This is a genomic window from Nocardia sp. NPDC050413, assembly GCF_040655475.1.
GTDB lineage: Bacteria > Actinomycetota > Actinomycetes > Mycobacteriales > Mycobacteriaceae > Nocardia > Nocardia coubleae.
This window is the reverse complement of record NZ_JBFAJZ010000008.1, coordinates 69,403-88,878: the sequence shown is the minus strand read 5'-3', so window position 1 is coordinate 88,878 and position 19,476 is coordinate 69,403. Positions and strand designations below refer to the sequence as shown.

The 19,476-nt window shown below is 65.2% G+C and carries 18 protein-coding genes; 12 read left to right on the top strand and 6 right to left on the bottom strand.

Annotated elements, in window-relative coordinates; translation table 11 throughout:
• Window positions 1-132 precede the first annotated feature (132 nt).
• The 8 genes from AB0I19_RS19935 to AB0I19_RS19900 all read left to right on the top strand — a co-directional run bounded on the left by AB0I19_RS19935 (window position 133) and on the right by AB0I19_RS19900 (window position 9,164).
• Window positions 133-2,691 (top strand): Z1 domain-containing protein, encoded by a 2,559-nt coding sequence (locus AB0I19_RS19935; protein ID WP_357150473.1) that lies wholly within the window; start codon window positions 133-135, stop codon window positions 2,689-2,691.
• Window positions 2,691-3,707, top strand: a complete 1,017-nt coding sequence (locus AB0I19_RS19930) for a PD-(D/E)XK motif protein (RefSeq protein WP_357150472.1) — start codon at window positions 2,691-2,693, stop codon at window positions 3,705-3,707. Before AB0I19_RS19935 ends, AB0I19_RS19930 begins: the two co-directional genes overlap by 1 nt.
• Complete coding sequence (locus AB0I19_RS19925) at window positions 3,704-5,698, top strand: hypothetical protein (protein ID WP_357150471.1); 1,995 nt, start codon at window positions 3,704-3,706, stop codon at window positions 5,696-5,698. Before AB0I19_RS19930 ends, AB0I19_RS19925 begins: the two co-directional genes overlap by 4 nt.
• 62 nt (window positions 5,699-5,760) lie before the next feature.
• Window positions 5,761-6,594 carry a hypothetical protein gene (locus AB0I19_RS19920; protein ID WP_357150470.1) on the top strand — a complete coding sequence of 278 codons (834 nt, stop codon included), beginning with the start codon at window positions 5,761-5,763 and terminating at the stop codon, window positions 6,592-6,594.
• Window positions 6,591-7,415 carry a DUF6339 family protein gene (locus tag AB0I19_RS19915; RefSeq protein WP_357150469.1) on the top strand — a complete coding sequence of 275 codons (825 nt, stop codon included), beginning with the start codon at window positions 6,591-6,593 and terminating at the stop codon, window positions 7,413-7,415. The genes AB0I19_RS19920 and AB0I19_RS19915 overlap by 4 nt, the downstream gene beginning before the upstream one ends.
• Window positions 7,416-7,653: 238 nt before the next feature.
• On the top strand, window positions 7,654-8,244 hold the full coding sequence (locus AB0I19_RS19910) for a hypothetical protein (RefSeq protein WP_357150468.1): 591 nt from the start codon (window positions 7,654-7,656) through the stop codon (window positions 8,242-8,244).
• 38 nt (window positions 8,245-8,282) lie between these two features.
• Entirely contained in the window at window positions 8,283-8,810 is a 528-nt protein-coding gene (locus AB0I19_RS19905; RefSeq protein WP_357150467.1) for a helix-turn-helix domain-containing protein, read from the top strand.
• Window positions 8,811-8,840: 30 nt separating this feature from the next.
• The gene (locus tag AB0I19_RS19900; RefSeq protein WP_357150466.1) at window positions 8,841-9,164 is read left to right on the top strand and encodes a HepT-like ribonuclease domain-containing protein; all 324 of its coding nucleotides are present in this window, start codon (window positions 8,841-8,843) and stop codon (window positions 9,162-9,164) included.
• A gap of 7 nt (window positions 9,165-9,171) precedes the next feature.
• On the opposite strand, the gene AB0I19_RS19895 is transcribed toward AB0I19_RS19900, so the two are convergent.
• From AB0I19_RS19895 to AB0I19_RS19885, 3 genes are read right to left on the bottom strand one after another with little or no spacing between them, the layout of a single operon-like run.
• Complete coding sequence (locus tag AB0I19_RS19895; RefSeq protein ID WP_357150465.1) at window positions 9,172-9,819, bottom strand: GNAT family N-acetyltransferase; 648 nt, start codon at window positions 9,817-9,819, stop codon at window positions 9,172-9,174.
• Window positions 9,820-9,861: 42 nt separating this feature from the next.
• Window positions 9,862-10,494, bottom strand: a complete 633-nt coding sequence (locus tag AB0I19_RS19890; protein ID WP_357150464.1) for a hypothetical protein — start codon at window positions 10,492-10,494, stop codon at window positions 9,862-9,864.
• Window positions 10,495-10,534: 40 nt separating this feature from the next.
• On the bottom strand, window positions 10,535-11,833 hold the full coding sequence (locus AB0I19_RS19885; RefSeq protein ID WP_357150463.1) for a hypothetical protein: 1,299 nt from the start codon (window positions 11,831-11,833) through the stop codon (window positions 10,535-10,537).
• A 189-nt stretch (window positions 11,834-12,022) separates the two neighbouring features.
• On the opposite strand from AB0I19_RS19885, the gene AB0I19_RS19880 reads away from it, so the two are divergent.
• Complete coding sequence (locus tag AB0I19_RS19880; protein WP_067493316.1) at window positions 12,023-12,229, top strand: cold-shock protein; 207 nt, start codon at window positions 12,023-12,025, stop codon at window positions 12,227-12,229.
• Here AB0I19_RS19880 and AB0I19_RS19875 read toward each other — a convergent pair.
• Window positions 12,226-13,008 carry an MHYT domain-containing protein gene (locus AB0I19_RS19875; protein WP_357150462.1) on the bottom strand — a complete coding sequence of 261 codons (783 nt, stop codon included), beginning with the start codon at window positions 13,006-13,008 and terminating at the stop codon, window positions 12,226-12,228. The genes AB0I19_RS19880 and AB0I19_RS19875 overlap by 4 nt on opposite strands.
• Window positions 13,009-13,406: 398 nt before the next feature.
• Here AB0I19_RS19875 and AB0I19_RS19870 point away from each other — a divergent pair, with 398 nt between their 5' ends.
• Window positions 13,407-13,610 (top strand): cold-shock protein, encoded by a 204-nt coding sequence (locus AB0I19_RS19870; RefSeq protein WP_014987157.1) that lies wholly within the window; start codon window positions 13,407-13,409, stop codon window positions 13,608-13,610.
• A 58-nt stretch (window positions 13,611-13,668) separates the two neighbouring features.
• Here the strand turns inward: AB0I19_RS19870 and AB0I19_RS19865 are convergent, their stop codons facing one another.
• Window positions 13,669-14,472: a nucleotidyltransferase domain-containing protein gene (locus AB0I19_RS19865; RefSeq protein ID WP_357150461.1), complete on the bottom strand. Its 804-nt coding sequence runs from the start codon at window positions 14,470-14,472 to the stop codon at window positions 13,669-13,671.
• 133 nt (window positions 14,473-14,605) lie between these two features.
• Between AB0I19_RS19865 and serA the strand changes: the two genes are divergently transcribed.
• Together serA and AB0I19_RS19855 are read left to right on the top strand one after the other, a co-directional pair.
• Complete coding sequence (gene serA / locus AB0I19_RS19860; RefSeq protein WP_357150460.1) at window positions 14,606-16,204, top strand: phosphoglycerate dehydrogenase; 1,599 nt, start codon at window positions 14,606-14,608, stop codon at window positions 16,202-16,204.
• A 117-nt stretch (window positions 16,205-16,321) separates the two neighbouring features.
• On the top strand, window positions 16,322-17,329 hold the full coding sequence (locus tag AB0I19_RS19855) for a 3-isopropylmalate dehydrogenase (protein ID WP_357150459.1): 1,008 nt from the start codon (window positions 16,322-16,324) through the stop codon (window positions 17,327-17,329).
• A 184-nt stretch (window positions 17,330-17,513) separates the two neighbouring features.
• Here the strand turns inward: AB0I19_RS19855 and AB0I19_RS19850 are convergent, their stop codons facing one another.
• Complete coding sequence (locus AB0I19_RS19850; RefSeq protein WP_357150606.1) at window positions 17,514-19,472, bottom strand: heavy metal translocating P-type ATPase; 1,959 nt, start codon at window positions 19,470-19,472, stop codon at window positions 17,514-17,516.
• Window positions 19,473-19,476: the final 4 nt, after the last annotated feature.

Here is a 19,476-nt window from a genome sequence, read left to right as displayed (position 1 = left end):
CCCTCATCGACCGGGTAACAACTCTCGCGCTCACTTCCAACTGGTCGTATCGAGCCGATAGTGTTACCCACAACATAGGGGGGCGAAACCTCCTATCGTCGACCGGGTGGTTCGTACGCAGGTGGGAGTTCGATGACTGATCTGATTGATGGGCAGTACGAGGTGTACAAGGCGCTCCTCGACACCTACTCGCCTGCCGAAGCCATCAAGAAGCTCCGGCAGTTCGGCCCCTCGGAGGACATCATCAAGCGGATCATGGAGCGCTACGACGCGGACATGGTCCGAATCAAGGAGATGCGTGAGCCGCACTCCGTAGTGATCGACAACTACGAAACCTGGTATGCGGGACCGCACCCGGGCGACAAGCTGTGGCCTGCGATCGAAGAAGACCTCGTCAAGCAGGGTTGGCCGAGGGATCCCGCGATCAACAGCTTGGACGACTCGTCCACACGGATTGTGTCGTTGCTGCAGCACCCACGCAAGAACGAATTCTCGACCCGCGGACTCGTCGTCGGCTACGTGCAGTCCGGCAAAACGACGAACTTCACTGCCGTCATGGCGAAGGCTGCCGACCGGGGCTACAAGCTGTTCATCGTGTTGGCAGGCATCCACAACGGGCTGCGCAGGCAGACCCAGGCACGGCTCATTCAGCAACTGGTGCAACCGAATCCGACCCTGTGGACGCAGATTACCGACCTGGACCGTGACTTTTCACCGACCGCCAACCCGGCGAGCTTTTTCGGGAAGTCGAACAAGACCCATGTGCTGTGTGTGGTCAAGAAGAACGCGACGGTCCTGCGGAAGCTGGTCAAGTGGTTGAGTGATGCATCGGAGTACCTGGCGGATTGCCCCGCATTGATCATCGACGACGAGGCTGATCAAGCCACTGTGGCGACCAAATCGATCAACCCGTTGATTCGTGGAATCCTCGACACCCTGCCCAAGTCTGCCTATGTCGGCTACACAGCTTCGCCGTTCGCCAACTTGCTCATCGATCCGTCCGCCGACGACCTGTATCCCGAGCACTTCATCGTCAACTTGCCCAAACCGCATGGGCATTTCGGTACGGAGGTTCTATTTGGTCGTTATGCCCTGGATGGGGAGGATCCGACCGAGGTCGACGACGGCTACGACATGATTCGCAACGTTCCCGACGACGATGTCGCACTGGTCCGGCCGAAGACCAGGGCAGATGCCGAAGACTTCTATCCCTCGATCACTGAGACACTGCGTCGTGCCGTCCTGTACTTCTGGCTGACGACGGCAGCTCGCCGAGTGCGGGGCACGGGAAATCCGCACTCCACCATGCTGATTCACACCAGCGTCCGAACGGCCGTGCACAACAGTTTCCGTGACCCGCTGATGCTGTTGCGTGCCAAGGTCAGCAGCAACCTCGCTGATTCCGCTCTTCGTAGGGAATTGCGGGAGCTCTGGGAGGCGGAGACCGCGCGGGTGCCTGCCGCTGAATTCGGCGAGAAGGCCGTCGAGTTCGACGATCTCGCGACGGAACTCCCCGGCGTACTACGCGACTGCCGCGTTGTCATGGACAACTTCCAGAGCACTGACCGCCTCGACTACGAGAACGGGCCGGTCGTCGCTATCGCGGTGGGCGGTAACACGCTCTCGCGCGGACTCACCCTGGAAGGGCTCTCGGTCAGTTACTTCGTTCGAGCAGTTTCGACCTACGACACACTACTGCAGATGGGGCGTTGGTTCGGCTACCGTAGCGGATACGCGGACTTGCCTCGAATCTGGATGACAGAGGAGCTCGAGGATTGGTTCCGCCACCTTGCCACGGTCGAGACCGAGATGCGCCGCGACATCGATGTGTACATGACCGAGGGCAAGACGCCGATGACGTTCGCGGTGCGCCTGCGGACGCACCCGTCGCTGCGCGTCACCGCCGCCGCGAAGATGAAGGACGCGGTGCGGGCACAGTCGTCCTACGGTGGGCAGCGAGTTCAGACTCGGTATTTCCATAAGGACGCTGACTGGCTGTTGGACAATCAAGCGGCGGCGCGGACCCTTGTGGCCTCGGCACTCGCGGTCAACAGAGCCGAAGGGAACGGAGCTGATGGTCGCTATCTGATTCGTGACGTTTCAAGCGAGCTGATCCTGGACTTTCTGCGCAACTACCGATTCCACGAGAAGTCGACTGAATGCGACGCGGATTTGATGTCCGGCTACATCGAGAAGCGCATCCGAAACGCGGGAACGCTTCGCCGGTGGAACGTGGCGGTATTGGGCAAACCTGCTGTGGCGGAACAGGATTTGTTCGAGTTCGCACCGCAAGTGAGCGTAGGTCGAATCACACGCTCCCAGTTCGCTTCCGGGCCTGACCACGTCGATATCAAGACGTTGATGAGCCGTCGAGACGCAGGCTTGGATCTCGACGGAATCACCAGCACAAGCACTGAGGTCGATATCGTCACCGCTCGCAAGGCTCAGCAACCGGATGCGGGTCTGTTGGTGTTGTATCCGATCGACAAGGTATCGGAGCCTGAGCCGGCCAAAGACAAGCGTGTGCCGTTGAATGCGCCGGAGCACGTGATCGGTGTCGGGCTCGTGTTTCCGTCGCCCGCCGACAACGACAGCACCGTCGCGTGGGAGTCCGACTATATTTCTGCGGATCTGTCCGGTGTCGAGATCGAGGAGGAGGACTTGAGCCCTCTCGACTCCGAGGATGTCTGATGCTGAACGACCTCAAGAAAGTTCTCGACGACAACTGGAGGCTGCTGCAACGGCGTCCGCGCGCTGACTCCTCGGTGGTCATCGTCTCCGAGCTGCCGGTGCCAACGCCGAAGGGGCCGTTGGTTGCAGGCCTGGACAGGGAGGGGAACCGGCACCTGCTCGTTCCGATCGGCGCGCACCAGATAGTCCGCAAAGGACTGAACGGCCCGGTGCTGCGCCTGAGTAGACGGACGCTGGAACATGATTCGAAGCTTCAGGACTTCGCCGACCTCGTGTGCCTTCGGCCGGACCTGAACGATATTTTCGCGACCCTTTGTGCCGACATCCTGTACGCGACCGAGGAATCGCCCGACAACCCGGTGAAGGTGCTGCACCGTGTCCTCGACCGCTGGCGGGCGTTGTTTCTCAATCCCGGCCCACCACTGGGATCACAGCAACTTGCCGGTCTTTTCGGCGAGTTGGTGGTCCTCGAACTCCTTCTCGAACATGACAGCAGTGCCATCAAAGCGTGGAAAGGTCCGTCCGGACATCGGCACGACTTCGCCACGGGCGCGGGTGCATTGGAGGTGAAGACTTCGACGAACCCGGACGGCCGATCAGTGCGCATCCATGGCCTGGATCAGTTGGAGCCACCGCTCGACGGCGACCTCGGCTTGGTTTGGCTACGTCTGGAGATGGATGTTCACGGCGGCATCGGCTTCCTCGACATGATCAAGCGTGTGCTGGAGCTTTCGGACGACGAGAGCGAAACCCTGACCCGGTTGGCGACGGTCGGATATCGTGCCGCGGACAACGATCACTACGCGCACTCGCGCTACTCGATCATCGAACAACGCTGGTACAACGTCGATGTCGCGTTTCCAAGGCTCACAACGGTCGACTTGGCAGCGGCGGCGATTTCCACCAACGTACACAATGTCGATTACACGATCGACCTGTCAGGGGATTCTCCCGCACCGATGAAGATCCACGACGTCGAGCGACATATCACAGCGATGCTGGAGGAACTCCGATGACGGCTCCCGCGTGGGTCTCCCAGCCGTTTCCGCCCGAGGGCGCCAGTGCTGCCGAGGGCATCAGGAACCAGCTCGGCAAACCCGAGTTGGATCACTTGACGATCCTGGTCCGGGAATCGGCACAGAACAGTTGGGACGCTCGCCAGGGCGACGGAGTACCCGTCGACTACCGGATCGATCTCCAGACCGTCAGTGCGGCCGATGCGCCCGCGTGGCGTGAGAACCTCCTGCGAAAGGCGCCGGCCAAGAATCGCCTTCCGCTCCGGGAAGCTCTGCAACAGCCCACTATCCGCGTTCTGTCGATATCCGACCGCGGCACTCGTGGGCTCGGTGGACCGACGAGAGCGGACGCCGTCACCGACCAAGGTCGCGACTTCGTAGCGTTCCTCCGCAATATCGGTGAGCCCCGTGAGCGGGAATTGGGCGGTGGAACCTACGGGTTCGGCAAGGGGATCCTTTACCTCGCATCAGGGTCGGGCACCATCCTTGTCCACACTCGGTGCCACTACGAGGGTCGGTTCGAGACGCGCCTGATGGCGGCGGCGCTCTGGAAGAGCTACGACGCCACCGAAGGAGATCGCGAACGTCGCTACACCGGCAGGCACTGGTGGGGCGACGTATCGGGCGACGTCATCGAACCTCTGGTGGGAGCGGACGCGGATGACATGGCCCGCAAACTCGGTCTGCGGCCGTTCGGTGCCACCGAAACGGGAACGACGATCTCCATTCTCGATCCCGATCTCGAGGGCGGAGAACCGGCCGATGTAGCTCGCTACCTGGCCGAGACCATCGTGTACCAGCTCTGGCCGAAAATGCTGCCCAACAGTAATGGTGTCGTTCCGATGCGGTTTTCGGTTACCTGTGACGGAATCGACTACCCCGTGCCTGACCCTGCCCAAATGAAGACACTGAAGCTGTTCGTCCATGCGTATCGAAAGATGGTCGGCAGTGACGCCGAGGAGCTGTACTGCAGGCGCCCCAAGAAGCTGCTCGGCCGCTTCGGAATCGAGCAGACGGTTGCGCTTCGATTCGAACCGAGCGAGGCAGAATACATGGCTGGTTTCGAGACCGGCATGGTGCATCATGTGTGTCTCATGCGTCCTGCTGAGCTCGTTGTCACCTATTGGCCAGGTCCGAAGCCTGCCAGCGAAATTTCCGCTTACGCAGCTGTTTTCCGTGCCGACCGAGAGGTCGACGTAGCGTTTGCGCGAGCTGAGCCCCCAACGCACGACAACTGGAACTATCAGTCGCTCGATCACCCCGAATATTCGTTCGTGAAGATGGCGTTCACGAGAATGAAGGAAGAGATCGACAAGGTCATCGGCCCTCGTGGCAGTAGCGGGGTCGAGGTTGCGCAGGTGTCGCTCGGTGCGGCCAGTGACCGGCTGTCTCCGCTGGTCGGTGGTGCATGGGGTATCGGCTCGGCCACCGACTACGGCAGGCCCGGCGATACTGCGCCACCTCCACGGCCTGCGCCACAGCGGCGGCCGAGTGGTCGGCGAATGGATCCTGCGGAGCCCGATGACCTCGAATCGTCCGATGCGATCGAGTCCCAGGGCTCTGGCGATTTCGGTTCCGGAGCTGGTGATGGCTACGGAGGCAGCGAGAACGGCCATGTGCTCGAATCTCGCACAAAACAGTCCTCGGCGCGGCGGCGCCGACCCAAGATCGAGTACGTCGGTGACCCCGAACCGGACGAGCTGTGGGGGCACGGTGTTGTGGTGCAGCGGTTCAAGTTGCCGGTCGCGGTACTCCAGCGCGTCAGCGCTGACGTCGCCGTTGCGTTGGCCAGTGATGGTGGTCTGGAAATGGATCCGCCGACCGGTGCCGAGATACCCAATCTTGTGGGTTGGGAGGACCCAGCCGGGGAGGTTCATCAGACACCGACATACGTGATCGAGGGTGGCGACGGGCGAGTGTGGAAAGCGATTGTCAAGCCCGCCGCTGACACGATGACTGACATCGTTCTGTTCACAGCGGCGGTTGCCTGATGCCTAATCGTGTTCTGCCGTATAGGAAGCCAACTGTCGGGGTTATCGAGGCAGGAGAGTGGTTGCTCACGGTTGGTGGTGAGGAGATCTCACTACCGGACCACCTTCCGCACTGGGATTATCAGACGAATCTGTTGTTGCGCAGGGTCGTACACGTCGACCTCGAGCGTGCACTGGCGGAGTCGACTCTCGCACCTGGAACCGAGTTGGCGTTGGCGGGGGTCTGGACGTCGACCGGATCCAAACTACGTGGGACGCTGTCTCGCGCAATCGTTCCCGCCAACGGTGAGGTCGAGCTGCGGGCAGAACTCGTCGGCGCTGATCTAGGCGGTGTTGTCACGCTCGATACCGCACTGGTGCTGGCGCGACGCAGACACGGCACAGATCGGCCGGTGGCCCCTCGTCGCGGTGGATCGGTACTGTGGAGCGATCGCACGCAAATTCGACTGCAGGGCGATGCGCCGCAATTTCCCATCGCCATCGTCGATTTCGACCAGACAAACTACCCGGGTGATGCCGCCTGGCACCTCGAGATCGGCAGCGACCTCGACGTCGCCACAATGGGTTCACTACTGCTGCTGGTCAACGAGAAGAAGACGTTGATTGCAGAAGCACTGCAGCGCGCGGCAAATCCTCGCCTGCAGGACAAGCTGGCGCTGTCCATGCTCTACGCGGACGTGGCACGGACCATGGTGGATCATGCTTTGAGCATCAGTGAATTCAATGACGACGCAACCTATCTCGACGAGACTCTGGGAGCCACTCTCCAGGAATTGTTCGGCCGCCTGTTTCCCGGTCGATCCATCACAGATGTCCGCCTTGCCGCGCAGGAATCCCCGAACCTCTTCGCCTCGCAGCTGCAGGCAGCAGTCAAGATCTTCGAGGGGATCGCATGACACTTCTGTATCCGCGACTGCTCCGACATCGCGCGAAACCTCTTGCCGCGGAATATCGGGAGCTCGGCCCGATCGAGTTGAGTAGCCGCTGCTCTCTCTCGGACAGTTCTGCAGTGTTCGTCGCGACCGGCGGTACGCGTGTCGATCCGGCCAAGCTCCAGCTCCTGCGCGACATCGTCGTCGACTTGGCCAAGGAATCCGGTTTCCCGCAACCCCCGGACGCCAAGCAGAAGACCAGCTTCGACCTGCAACTCGCAGTTGCTCTGCACCGTGAGATGCGAATCTCGCCCGCGGAGGCAGCCTCCGGCGATGTCTGGGCATTTCTCGCCCTGATCGTCCTGCCCGATGTCGCGCACTGGCGCTATCCCAACCCCCCGGCAGATCGAGTGCTCGGCTCTGACCTCACCCGCCACGTCCTCGGACGGATGTGGTGGCGATCCCAACTCGTATACGCGCCCAGTGACGCAGATCCCTACGCTGCGCTCCACGTGCTCGGTGAGGCCGCGTTCGACCAGATCTACGCGCGCCGCGCGGCCCTGGGCGGCAGCCCCCACCTGATCCAATCGATCCTGCGCACCTGGAAACAGATGAATTTCGCGGGGCCCGATATCACCGAACGAGACATTCTCCGAGACTTCCTGAAACGTCTTCTCCGACTCGCGCCTCTGATGCTTTTCGAAGCGCTCGATAGTCGAGCACTTGACGAGGAACTCCTCGAGATCGCCAAGGAAACGGTGATCGGCTACTTGTCGTCCGGTGGCCGGGTGTCTCCGAACGAGATCGAGACCCGAATAGCACAGGTCTTCGCCGCCAGCTTCTGAGGCGCATGATCGCCGTCGTGCGGCTGGCGGTCTTGATCTGTTCGCCGAGCCCTCGATCCGTCCCGCTACGGCATGACCGCCCTCTAATCGTCGCGTCGGGCAGCCTGTCGATGAGAGGGACTCGAACTCACGTCGACTCGATCTGGTTTTGACCTGCACGGGTCAGGGTGTGATCGGAGGTGACGGCGTCCTAGTTGTTCGACGGTTCGACGCATGAGATGCGGCGCATAATAGATTAATGAATAGTGTTGTGCAGCAACTGATTACTGTCGCAGGTGTGCTGCTGGGCGCAGGGGCAACCTTTGTGGGGGCTGCCCTCACCGAACGGGCGAAGTGGCGTCGGACTCAACAGAGCAGGTGGGACGATCGGCGGCTGGTTGCCTACAGCGAGTTCGCGCACGCGCTCAAGAATTATTCAGTGGTGTCTATGCGGATGGCTGCAGGCAGGGGCTTTCCGAGTGCCGGGCAGTCGATCCCGGCCGAGGAAGGAGAACGCCTTTTGCTCGAGGCCGACTCCGAGAAGACGTTGAAGTGGGAGATGGTGTTGCTCCTCGGGTCCCCTGAAGCTGTTGCCGCCGCGCGGGCCTGGAACAAGGCAGTGTGGGAGTTGAGCCTTGTGGCGCGTGGCGCTGAAATCAGTCATGAGGAATACATCCGTGCCTTCGAGGCGGCCGGGCACAAACGGAATGCCTTCTACGAGTGCGCCCGCAACGACCTCGGGGTTCGAACCGGTGAGTTGCCGTTCGGCGACGGACCATGGCTTCCGCAAAATGCCGGTTTCGGGGTAGTTACTGCCGGCGAAGGTGGTGGGGTCACCAGCTCGACATGAATCAGCGGCGATGATAGCGAATTCGCTATCATCGAAGGATGGCAACAGGCTATGGCACGCGGTCGACCGCGAGGAGCCTGGTTCGTGAGGCTCGATGTCGTCGCGGGTTGTCCCAGCGTGAGTTGGCAAAGCGGGCAGGGGTTGCGCAGTCGACAGTGGCGAATGTGGAGGCGGGGCGGAGGCAGCCCTCGTTCGCGATGGTCGAGCAGTTGCTGGGTGCGGCTGGGTTCCGGCTGGGGACGGCATTGGTGAATGCGGTGCGCCCGAGCGTGCTGCTCGAAGAACGGCGGAGTGAATTCGAAGCCGTCCTGGCGCGCTATCCGGTGACCAATGTGTGGTTGTTCGGGTCGGTTGCCCGGGGCGAGGACCGGCCGGACTCAGACCTCGAGCTGCTGGTGGAATTGGCGCCGAACGTGTCGAGCCTCGACATCCTGGACCTGGACTCCGAGCTCCGCGACTTGCTCGGGTGTCCGGTCGATGTGGTGACGACGGCTGATCTGGAATCGAACGAGTTGCTTCGCCGTGGTGTCGATCGCGGCCCGAAGCGGCTGGCGTTCGCCGCGTGAGTGACGAACGGGTCGATCAGCGGCTGCTCTATGTCGACGCCACAATGTAAGGAAATCGCCGACCTGGCTGCTCGAGGAAGAGCCTCGTTCGATGCCGACATCGCGGTGGCTCGTGCCTGCCAATACAGCGTCATTCGGCTTGCCGCCGACCTCGACCGGATGGGGGAGGAGTGGCTCGAGAACCATCCGGACATTCCCTGGCGCCTCATCAAGGGGATGCGCAATCGAATTGCACACAGCTATTGGCTTGTAGATGACGACATTGTCTGGGTCGTCGTCGATGTGCATGCGGCTGATCTGCACAGGCGCTTGGTCGATGAAATCGAAGCGGCGCGAATTCGATTGGCAAAGTAGTTCGTGATCAGAGGGACGGGGTTGGGCGGACCATGGTCTGTTGGTGGACCTTTGATCCTTGGTAGCGCAGGCCGGGGACTGCGGCAGGGGATCCGTGGGTGGTGAAAGCGTGGCGTTCGAAAAAGCGGACGGCGCGGGGGTTTTCGACGAGGGTTTGTAGGTAGCAGCCGGGGGAGCCGCTTGCGCTCAGGTGGTCGAGGAAGTGGTGCATCAGGGCGTCGGCGGCGCCTGTTCCTCGGGCGGATGGGGTGAGGTTGATGTGGAGGTGGGAGGGCCAGCGGGGGTCGGTGAGTTCGGTGGCGAGGGGGTGGTGGCGGAGTCTGGCGATGGCGGTGTCGGTGAGGGCGCGGGCGAAGAAGGTGGCGGGTTTGCGGCGGAAGATCAGGCGGTGGTCGCGGATTGCGGATTCGAGGCGGGCTTCTTCGGTGGGGAAGGTGGTGCTGTCGACGCAGCCGGTGAGGTAGCCGACCAGGCGGCCGTCGTCCACCGCGAGGAAGAGGGAGTCGGGGGCGAGGTCCATGTAGGGGGTCAGGTACACCGCCTTCTCGGATTCAGGGTGGCCCCAGAGGGTGGCTGTCGGGGAGCCCTCGCCGACGTGGGAGGCCAGGGCCGTCAGTTCCGGACGGTCGGCCTCGGTGTATCTGCGGATCTCCACGGATTCAATGTACGCACGAAAGCTCGTGCCGACTCATAGGTTTCAGCGAGGTGGGCAGATCTTGATGGCGTCGCGGGAGATGCACACGTCGTATTCGCCGGGGGAGGCGATGACGGCGTTTCCGTAGGCGGAGCGGATGAAGGGGGAGGTGTACCAGCGGTTTTCGCGCATGTCTTCGAAGAAGTCGCGGTCGGAGCCGTTGAGGAAGATGTGGGATTGGGTGGTGGGTCGGCCGTCGAGGCGCTGGCCGTACAGGCGGGTGAGGGTGTAGCCGGAGTGGAAGCCGAGGGCGTTGACCCAGGGTTCCAGTTCGACGATGGCCGCCTGCATCACCCACAGGTCGCCTTCGATGCGGTGGGTGGTGCGGTCGGTGACAGTTCCATCGGTGTCGAAGGTGGTGACGTCGAGTTCGAGGGATTGGTCCCCAATGGTTTTCGCGATCACGTGGGCCGCTTTGATCTCGCCCGTCAGGCCGAGATAGGTCTGCAGGAGGGTGGCGATCCACAGCAGCACGGTCGCGGCCAGGAGGAGGGCGAGGCCGGGGATCGCGCGGCCCAGCACGGATTTGAGGCCGCGGCGGCGGGCCAGGACTGCCGCGACGAGCAGGGCGACGCCGACCGCGAGCAGGACGAGCAGGCCGATCTGGGGGAGCCCGAAGGACACCGGGAAACTCATGAACTGGGTATACCCCGAAAGCTGTTGCGGCAGGCCCTGACTAGAGGGACTGATCCGGCAAGGAGGGCTGACGCCGCCGCAGGATCAGGGCGACGATGGCCGCGCAGACGAGCGCGATGATCACCGCGACGGTGCCGGGCACCGGTCCACGGTCCACCTCCGCGGTGCGGTACCAGGCCGAGGAGTAGGCGAGGTGACCGAATTCGGTGTCGCTCAGTGCTACTCCGAGGGAAGGGACGAACAGCACGCAGAAGCCGACGACCGCCGACGAGGAGTTGACCGGAACCGCACTGCCCACGCCGTAACCGCAGACGGCGCCGAGCGCGAGGCAGCCCACGGTGGCGGTGAGTGTCGCCGGCGGCGCGGTGATGTCGGCGGCGAGGGTGAGGCCGGCCAGCGCCACGATCCAGAGGGCGGCGGCGAGGGGGCGTGGGCGGTGCAGGCCGATGCCGAGACCGAGGGCGATGGCGACGAGGGTGCCCAGATCCACCCAGCCGTTGCGGGGCAGGGTGATGACCAGGCTGCCTGCCACCGAGAACGACGACATCAACGCGGTGAGCACGCCGTCGCGCTCGGGCAGCACGAAGGCGGCGGCCGCGGTGGCGGCGAGCACGATGATCGAGGCGATCACCACGTGCCGCAGGCTGGTCTTGTGGTGCGACACGTTCAACGAGGTGAAGATGATCGCCGAGTAGACGAAAACGGCGGCGAGCACCGGCGCGAGCGGGATCGCGGAATCGGTGTGTGACGGGGCGGGCGCGGCGCTGGTGACCGCGAAATAGGCGAGCGCGAGCACGCTGCCCCCGATGAACCACAGCGGCAGCGAGCCCGCGAGCGCCCCGTCGAAACCACCGGTGGTGTCGTCGGTCGGCGTCTGGGTGATGTCGCCGAGGACCGTGGCCCCGATCGCGGCGAACAGGAACGCGATGCGCAGCCGCTGCTCGTTCCACACCGCCACCGCGGTCGCACCGAGCGCCATGCCGGCGAGCAGCGCGTCGACGAAGTTCAGGGTCGCCAGGGACACACCGCTGTCGAGACGGCCGTCGCTGCTGTCGCCCGCGGCGAGCAGGTGGCTCAGCAGAATCCCGGCGAGCGCGAGCAGGGCGGTCCAGCGGGCGGTGCGCACACTGCCCACCGCCACGGTGACGGCGGCGGTGATGACCGCGATGAACGCGCCGCCGGTCATCGCGCGCGGGATGTTGAACACCAGCAGATCGTCGTGGGCGGATTCGCCCAGATCGGCGAAGCTGATCGGCATCATGATCGCGAGCACCGCCACGGAGGTGGCGACGACGACTGTGAGTGCCTCGGCGGCGGGTCTCGCCGCGACGCGGATCATGACCAGCCGTGCCGGAGCGGGGGTCGCGCAGGATGGTGAGACACCGGATCTCCGTTCTCGCGGACGAACCTGGCTGGAGTTTATCCAGCTCGGGTGCGTCGACCGGTCCGTGCGCTTTCGTGTCGCGCCTCGCGGCATGCGACCATGAACGAATCGGCATGTCAGGCAAATGATTAGGAAGGTCGGTGGATGACCGGCGGCGTGGTGAGCTGGTTCGACGGCGGCAAGGGGTTCGGTTTCATCACCCCGGACGCGGGCGGACCGGAGGTGTTCGTGGAGTACACCGAACTCGTCGGCGAGGGGTTCCGGACACTGCGGGCCGGTCAGCGCGTGGAATTCGCGGTGCACGAGACGCGGCGCGGTCCCGAGGCGCAGCGGGTGCGCGTCGTCGACTAGTTCTGACCGCTCGGCCAGAAACGGCTGGCGCGTTGCCCGTGGATCGGGCGGGTCAGGTTCGGATCCTCGGCCTCGGTGATACCGACCTGCATGAGCAGGATCATGGTGACCATGCTGATGGCCACGATCAGCGGCGTGAGCAGCTGTGACGCGGTAGCGCCCGTGGCGTGGGCGACGTGCGCGCTGGTGTGGGCGCTCATGGAGAACATGCCGGTGTAGTGCATGCCTGTGACGGCCACGCCCATCAGCAGGGCCGCGCCGATGGTGGCGAGGAAACCGTGGATGTGCAGGGCGAACCAGAGGGCCGCGGTGGCGGCGACCACGGCGATCACCAGCGAGGCGACCACGACCGCGGGCGCGTAGACGATCTCGATGTCGGTTTTCATCGCATACATCCCGGCGTAGTGCATGGCTGCCACGCCGAGACCGGTGATCGCGCCGCCCACCGGGAGCGCGGCGGTGTCCCAGCTGCGGCGCACGACGATCGACAAGCCGAGCCACACCACGGCCATGGCGACGGCGGCGCTGAACAGCGTGATCGGCACGTTGTAGCGGATGGTCGCGCCCTGCACGGAGAAACCGAGCATGGCGATGAAGTGCATAACCCAGATGCCGGTTCCGCCGAGTGCGATCGCGGCGGCGGTGAGCCATCCGCCGTGGATGCCGGAGGCGCGCGAGCGAACCATGCAACGCAGTGCCAGCATCGATCCGAGGACCGACATGAGATAGGCGAGCAACGGGGTCAGCCAGCCGTAAGTGAAATGGTTGATGTTCAGCACGCTCAGCTCCTTGCGCGTTTTCTCGTCCGGGGTGTGTGCACCCTCACGAAACGGAAAATACGCTGGTAGGGAATTTGCCGTACTGGTTTTATCGAAAATGTCTAGGGTCGCTGACGGTGGTCGCTCACCACGCAATAGGGTTATCGATGGTGATGCGTGCCAGTCGGTTCGGTTCGTGTTCCGGACAATTCGCCGCATCCCTGCGGCAACTGCGTCGGCATCCACGCAGCATCCACCTCGCGAACTATGTGACAGCACCAACTGGCAGCTACCGGGGTTGGCTTGCTCACAGCGCTCCGGTGGAGGTGTGGAGGAATTTCCGAAACCGTGGCATTGTTGAACAGTGAGACCGGGACCGGACTATTAGGACCTGGCTCGTCTACAGGAAAGTTTTTGAAATGGCTCAGGGCATTGTGAAGTGGTTCAACAGCGAGAAGGGCTTCGGCTTCATCGCGCAAGACGGCGGAGGCCCCGACGTCTTCGTGCATTACTCGGCTGTCAGTGGCTCGGGCTTCCGCTCCCTCGATGAGGGTCAGCGTGTGGAGTTCGAGATCGGCCAGGGTCAGAAGGGCCCCCAGGCTCAGGACGTCCGCGTCCTCTGATTCTGCGCGAACCAGCGTACGAACGTGAAGCTCCGCACCGGATGGTGCGGAGTTTCTGCTATTTCAGGGCCTCCGCGCGGAAGAACTCGTCGGTCACCGCTCGCGCCGTGGTGAGGTCGCGCGGCGTGCGTGCGGTGAACTCTGTTGCGGCTCTGGCGAACTCGTCGTCGATGAAGGCCGGGATCAGGGCAGGCGGTGCGCCTGCCCCCATCTCGCGGGTGCGCGACTTCAGGTCCGTGAGTTCGGTGATGGCCCCGACCAGACCGGCGGGCAGCTCGCACTGCGCCATCAATGTCGGCAGGTGCATGGGCGCCACCGCAGCGCCGGGATGCTCGCGCAACCAGCGCAGCGCCATCGCCGGGCGCAGCGAGTAGAACACCTTCTTCAAACCGCCGTTGCGCGCGTAGAGCCCCCATTGGCGGGCACCCAGGTGCAGATAGTGACGGGCGATGCGGTCGCGATCGGCCACCTGAACAGCGACTTCACGCAGACGGGCGCGGAAATCCTCGTCGCCGCGATAGACGATGGGTGACATCAGCCACTCCACGAGCACCGCGTTGCCCTGCACCAGCAGGCGCAGCGCCTTGGCCAGATCCCAGCCGTTCACATCGAGCAGGCCGGCCGGTGGCGTCTCGATCACATCGCGGGTACGCCACGGCGACAGATACGTCTCCAGGCCCGCGACATAGACGAAACGGCAGTCGTAATCGGAATCGGGGGAGGGGAAACCCCAAGCGCGGCTGCCGCTTTCGATGGCCAGGCGGATGCGCACACCGTGCTCGGCGGCGACCCGGTCGAGCTCGGCGTCGACGGCGGCCACCACGGCCGGATCCATCGACTCGGGGACGGTGCGCAGCGACATGCGGTGACGTTAAGGGGCGCGGCTCCCAGGGTTCACCCGGTTTTCGGGCAGGGGGGTAAGGGGACCCGAACCCCGGCGACTATTCTGGGCCGCGGTAACTGCCGACCCCTTTCTTCCCCAGGAGTACCCCACAGTGAGCCAAGCAGGCCGTCCTGTAGTTCTGATCGCCGACAAGCTCGCCCAGTCGACCGTCGACGCGCTCGGTGACGGTGTCGAGGTTCGCTGGGTCGACGGCCCCGACCGCCCGGCGCTGCTCGCCGCGGTCCCCGAGGCCGACGCGCTGCTCGTGCGTTCCGCCACCACCGTCGACGCCGAGGTGCTCGACGCGGGCAAGAAGCTCCAGATCGTCGCCCGTGCCGGCGTGGGCCTCGACAATGTCGACGTGCCCGCCGCCACCGAGCGTGGCGTGATGGTCGTGAACGCGCCCACCTCCAACATCCACACCGCCGCCGAGCACGCGGTCACCCTGCTGCTCGCCGCCGCCCGCCAGATCCCGGCCGCCGACGCGACGCTGCGTGAGAAGACCTGGCAGCGCAGCAAGTTCAACGGTGTCGAGATCTTCGGCAAGACCGTCGGCGTGATCGGCCTGGGCCGCATCGGTCAGCTGTTCGCCGCCCGCCTGGCCGCGTTCGAGACCAAGATCGTCGCCTACGACCCCTACGTGTCGCCGGCCAAGGCCGCCCAGCTCGGCATCGAGCTGCTCTCGCTCGACGAGGTGCTCCAGCGTGCCGACTTCATCTCGGTGCACCTGCCCAAGACCCCCGAGACCAAGGGTCTGCTCAACGCCGAGCGTCTCGCGCTGACCAAGCCGGGCGTCGTCATCGTCAACGCCGCGCGCGGTGGGCTGATCGACGAGCAGGCGCTCGCCGACGCGATCACCAAGGGCCACGTGCGTGCCGCGGGCCTCGACGTGTTCGAGACCGAGCCGTGCACCGACTCGCCGCTGTTCGACCTGCCGCAGGTCGTCGTGACCCCGCACCTCGGCGCGTCCACCTCGGAGGCCCAGGACCGCGCGGGCACCGACGTCGCCAAGTCGGTGCTGCTCGCGCTGGCCGGTGAGTTCGTGCCCGGTGCCGTGAACGTCACCGGTGGTGCCGTGAACGACGAGGTCGCCCCCTGGCTCGACGTCGTCCGCAAGCAGGGCGCGCTGCTCGGCGCCATCGCCAACGAACTGCCCGTGAGCATCGAGGTGCAGGTGCGCGGCGAGCTGGCCGCCCAGGACGTGGCCGTGCTCGAGCTGTCGGCGCTGCGCGGTGTGTTCTCGGCGCTGGTCGAGGACCAGGTCACCTTCGTCAACGCGCCGTCGCTGGCCAAGGAGCGTGGCATCACCGCCACCGTCACCACCGCCACCGAGAGCCCCAACCACCGCAGCATGGTCGACCTGCGCGCGGTGTTCGGCGACGGCTCCACCCTGAACGTGGCCGGCTCGCTCACCGAGCCCGCCCAGGTGGAGAAGATCGTCAACATCAACGGCCGCAACTACGACATGCGCGCCGAGGGCCTGAACCTGGCCGTGCTGAACTACGGCGACAAGCCGGGCGCGCTCGGCAAGATCGGCACCCTGCTCGGTGAGGCCGAGATCGACATCCTGGCCGCTCAGCTGAGCCAGGACGTGGATGCCGAAGGCGCCACCGTCGTGCTGCGCGTGAACCGCGAGGTGCCCGCCGAGGTGCAGACCGCGATCGGCGAAGCCGTCGGCGCGTCGAAGGTCGTCCTGGTCGACCTGGCCTGAGATCGACGTCCCGGTTCGACGCCGGGACATCGGCAGCTGCGCGCCGTCACCCCACGGTGGCGGCGCGCACTCGTATCCCGGTGGCGAACCGCCCCGGCTTCGAAACGGAGCTTGTTCATGAAACTCGCAGTCATCGCCGGTGACGGCATCGGTCCCGAGGTCATCGCCGAGGCGCTCAAGGTGCTCGACGTGGTGTCGCCCGGCGTCGAGAAGACCGAGTACGACCTCGGCGCCGCCCGCTACCACCGCACCGGGGAGATCCTGCCGGAGTCGGTGCTGCCCGAGCTGAAGCAGCACGACGCGATCCTGCTCGGCGCGATCGGTGATCCGTCGGTGCCGAGTGGTGTGCTCGAGCGTGGGCTGCTGCTGAAGACCCGGTTCGCGCTGGATCATCACGTGAACCTGCGGCCCTCGAAGCTGTACCCGGGCGTCACCAGCCCGCTCAGCGGCAACCCGGACATCGACTTCGTCGTCGTGCGTGAGGGCACCGAAGGGCCGTACACCGGTACCGGTGGTGCGATCCGCGTCGGCACACCGCACGAGGTGGCCACCGAGGTCTCCAACAACACCCGCTTCGGCATCGAGCGCGTGGTGCGCTACGCCTTCGCCGCCGCGCGGGCCCGCCGCAAGCACCTCACCCTGGTGCACAAGAACAACGTGCTCACCTTCGCCGGGTCGCTGTGGCAGCGCACCGTCGACGAGGTCGGCGCCGAATTCCCCGATGTGGCAACGGCTTACCAGCACATCGACGCCGCGACCATCCACATGGTGAACGATCCGGGCCGCTTCGACGTGATCGTCACCGACAACCTGTTCGGCGACATCATCACCGACCTCGCCGCCGCCGTGAGCGGTGGCATCGGCCTGGCCGCCTCGGGCAATATCGACGCCTCGGGTGTGAACCCGTCGATGTTCGAGCCGGTCCACGGCAGCGCCCCCGACATCGCGGGCCAGTCCAAGGCCGACCCGACCGCCGCCATCCTCTCGGTGGCACTGCTGCTCAACCACCTGGGCAACACCGAAGGCGCCGCCCGCATCGAATCCGCCGTCGCCAAGGACCTGGCCGCCCGCACGGGCACCGCCTCCACCGTGGAGATCGGCGACCGCATCGCCGCCACCGTCTGAGGAAACCGACAAGAAGGGCCCGCACCGGCAACTCGCCGGTGCGGGCCCTTTCGTGTGTGCTCATCGGCCTGGAAGACATCCGTGCAGTGAACAGCTACGGCGGCGAAGGATCCGAGTCGCCTGCCGTTGAACACCTTTCAGCTTCGCGGATCATCCGGCGCTGCTGGGTGAGTCCCTTGGGCGGCTAGCGACCCGACTCGGCGCGGCGCCAGGCGGAGGAGCTGAGGAGTCGGAGGCCGTTGAGGGCGACGATCACTGTCGATCCTTCGTGGCCTGCCACGCCGAGGGGCAGGGGTAGGTGGCCGACCAGGTCCCAGGTGACCAGGACCGCGATGAAGGTGGCGGCGATGGCGAGATTGGCGACGACCAGGCGGCGGGCTCGGCGGGACAGGGCGATGACGGTGGGGATGGTGGTGAGGTCGTCGCGGACCACCACGGCGTCGGCGGTTTGCAGTGTGAGGTCGGAGGCGGTGGGGCCCACGGCGATTCCGACGTGGGCGGTGGCCAGGGCGGGGGCGTCGTTGATGCCGTCGCCGACCATGGTGATGCGGTCGCCGCCGGACTGCAGCGTCCGGATGGCGGTGACCTTGTCCTCGGGGAGCAGGTCTGTCCGCAGGTCGGTGATTCCGACGCGGGTGGCGAGATGGCTTGCGGTGGTGTGACTGTCGCCGGTGAGCAGAACCGGTGAGGTGCCCGTCGATTCGGTGAGTCTGGCGACGGTGGCGGCTGATTCAGGGCGGTCGCGATCGGTGATGCCGAGGACCGCCACCGGGGAGCCGTCACAAACGACGACCACGGCGGTATGACCGCGCGACTGCTGAGTCGTCACCTCCACGGCAACAGCTCGATCCGCCGCGGGCGTGGCGAGTAGCGCTGTGGGCGAACCGATTCGGATCGCATGCCCGTCGACGGTGGCGGAAACGCCGCGCCCCGGTTCGGACGTGAAATCCACGGCATCGGGCAGACTGAGGCCGCGCCGGCGAGCGGCGCGCACGATGGCCTCGGCCAACGGATGTTCGCTGCCGTGCTCGGCTGCCGCGGCCAGCCGCAGAACTGCGTCCTCGGTCAGCGCCGTACCGGGCAGCACGCTGACCTCCGCGACCTCGGGTGTGCCACGCGTGAGCGTGCCGGTCTTGTCGAACGCGACGCGGGTGGTCGTGCCGAGTTGTTCCATCACCGCCGCGGACTTGACCAGCACACCGTGGCGGCCCGCGGTGGCGATGGCGGCGAGCAGTGGCGGCATGGTCGCGAGGACGACGGCGCACGGGGAGGCCACGATCATGAAAGTCATGGCGCGCAGCAGCGATTCGCGCATCGGCTCGCCCCAGAGCAACGGCACCACGAACACGGCGATCGTCGCCGCCACCATGCCGACCGAATAGCGCTGCTCGATCTTCTCGATGAACAGCTGGGTGCCCGCCTTGGTGCGCACGGCCTCGTCGACCAGGCCGGCGATCCGCGCGACCACCCAGTCGCTCGCCCGCCGATCCACCCGGATCCGCAGCGTGCCGGTGCCGTTGAGGGTGCCCGCGAAAACCTCGTCGCCGACGGTCCGGTCGACGGGCAGCGGTTCGCCGGTGATGGTGGCCTGGTCGACCTCGCTCGACCCGCCGACCACGGTCCCGTCCGCCGCGATACGGTCGCCCGGACGGACCAGCACCACGTCACCGATGACGAGATCCGTCGCGTCCACCGTCTGTTCGTCGCCGTCGCGCAGGACGACGGCGGTGTCGGGGGTGAGGTCGAGCAGTCCGCGCACGGAATCCTCGGTCCGCGCGGTGGCCAGCGCCTCCATCGCGCCGGAGGTCGCGAAGATGACGATCAGCAGCGCACCGTCGGTCACCTGCCCGATCGACATGGCGCCGATCGCCGCGACAACCATCAGCAGATCGACATCGAGCGTCTTCTCCCGCAACGCCTGCAACCCGCCGAGCGCGGGCTCCCAACCACCGGTCACGGCGCAGGCCAGATACAGCGCCCACCACGACCACGACGGCGCACCGGACAGCTGCGCGGCCAGACCCCCCAGGAACAGCACGAGAGAGGCCGCCGCCCAGCGGATTTCGGCGATCTCGAACAGCCGGGTCCGTCGCGCTCGCGGAGGAGCGGCGGCGCCGGGGCGTGCCGCGACGGCGGTGGGCATGGCC

What these genes read in the sequence shown, in the direction of transcription:
- AB0I19_RS19885 (WP_357150463.1), bottom strand. Translation starts at nt 11,833, where the DNA reads ATGATCCGCGTCGCGGCGAGACCCGCCGCCGAGGCACTCACAGTCGTC.
- AB0I19_RS19850 (WP_357150606.1), bottom strand. Translation starts at nt 19,472, where the DNA reads ATGCCCACCGCCGTCGCGGCACGCCCCGGCGCCGCCGCTCCTCCGCGA.
- AB0I19_RS19900 (WP_357150466.1), top strand. Translation starts at nt 8,841, where the DNA reads ATGTCGACGCCACAATGTAAGGAAATCGCCGACCTGGCTGCTCGAGGA.
- AB0I19_RS19935 (WP_357150473.1), top strand. Translation starts at nt 133, where the DNA reads ATGACTGATCTGATTGATGGGCAGTACGAGGTGTACAAGGCGCTCCTC.
- AB0I19_RS19880 (WP_067493316.1), top strand. Translation starts at nt 12,023, where the DNA reads ATGACCGGCGGCGTGGTGAGCTGGTTCGACGGCGGCAAGGGGTTCGGT.
- AB0I19_RS19890 (WP_357150464.1), bottom strand. Translation starts at nt 10,494, where the DNA reads ATGAGTTTCCCGGTGTCCTTCGGGCTCCCCCAGATCGGCCTGCTCGTC.
- AB0I19_RS19910 (WP_357150468.1), top strand. Translation starts at nt 7,654, where the DNA reads ATGAATAGTGTTGTGCAGCAACTGATTACTGTCGCAGGTGTGCTGCTG.
- AB0I19_RS19930 (WP_357150472.1), top strand. Translation starts at nt 2,691, where the DNA reads ATGCTGAACGACCTCAAGAAAGTTCTCGACGACAACTGGAGGCTGCTG.
- AB0I19_RS19925 (WP_357150471.1), top strand. Translation starts at nt 3,704, where the DNA reads ATGACGGCTCCCGCGTGGGTCTCCCAGCCGTTTCCGCCCGAGGGCGCC.
- AB0I19_RS19915 (WP_357150469.1), top strand. Translation starts at nt 6,591, where the DNA reads ATGACACTTCTGTATCCGCGACTGCTCCGACATCGCGCGAAACCTCTT.
- AB0I19_RS19855 (WP_357150459.1), top strand. Translation starts at nt 16,322, where the DNA reads ATGAAACTCGCAGTCATCGCCGGTGACGGCATCGGTCCCGAGGTCATC.
- AB0I19_RS19865 (WP_357150461.1), bottom strand. Translation starts at nt 14,472, where the DNA reads ATGTCGCTGCGCACCGTCCCCGAGTCGATGGATCCGGCCGTGGTGGCC.
- AB0I19_RS19905 (WP_357150467.1), top strand. Translation starts at nt 8,283, where the DNA reads ATGGCAACAGGCTATGGCACGCGGTCGACCGCGAGGAGCCTGGTTCGT.
- AB0I19_RS19870 (WP_014987157.1), top strand. Translation starts at nt 13,407, where the DNA reads ATGGCTCAGGGCATTGTGAAGTGGTTCAACAGCGAGAAGGGCTTCGGC.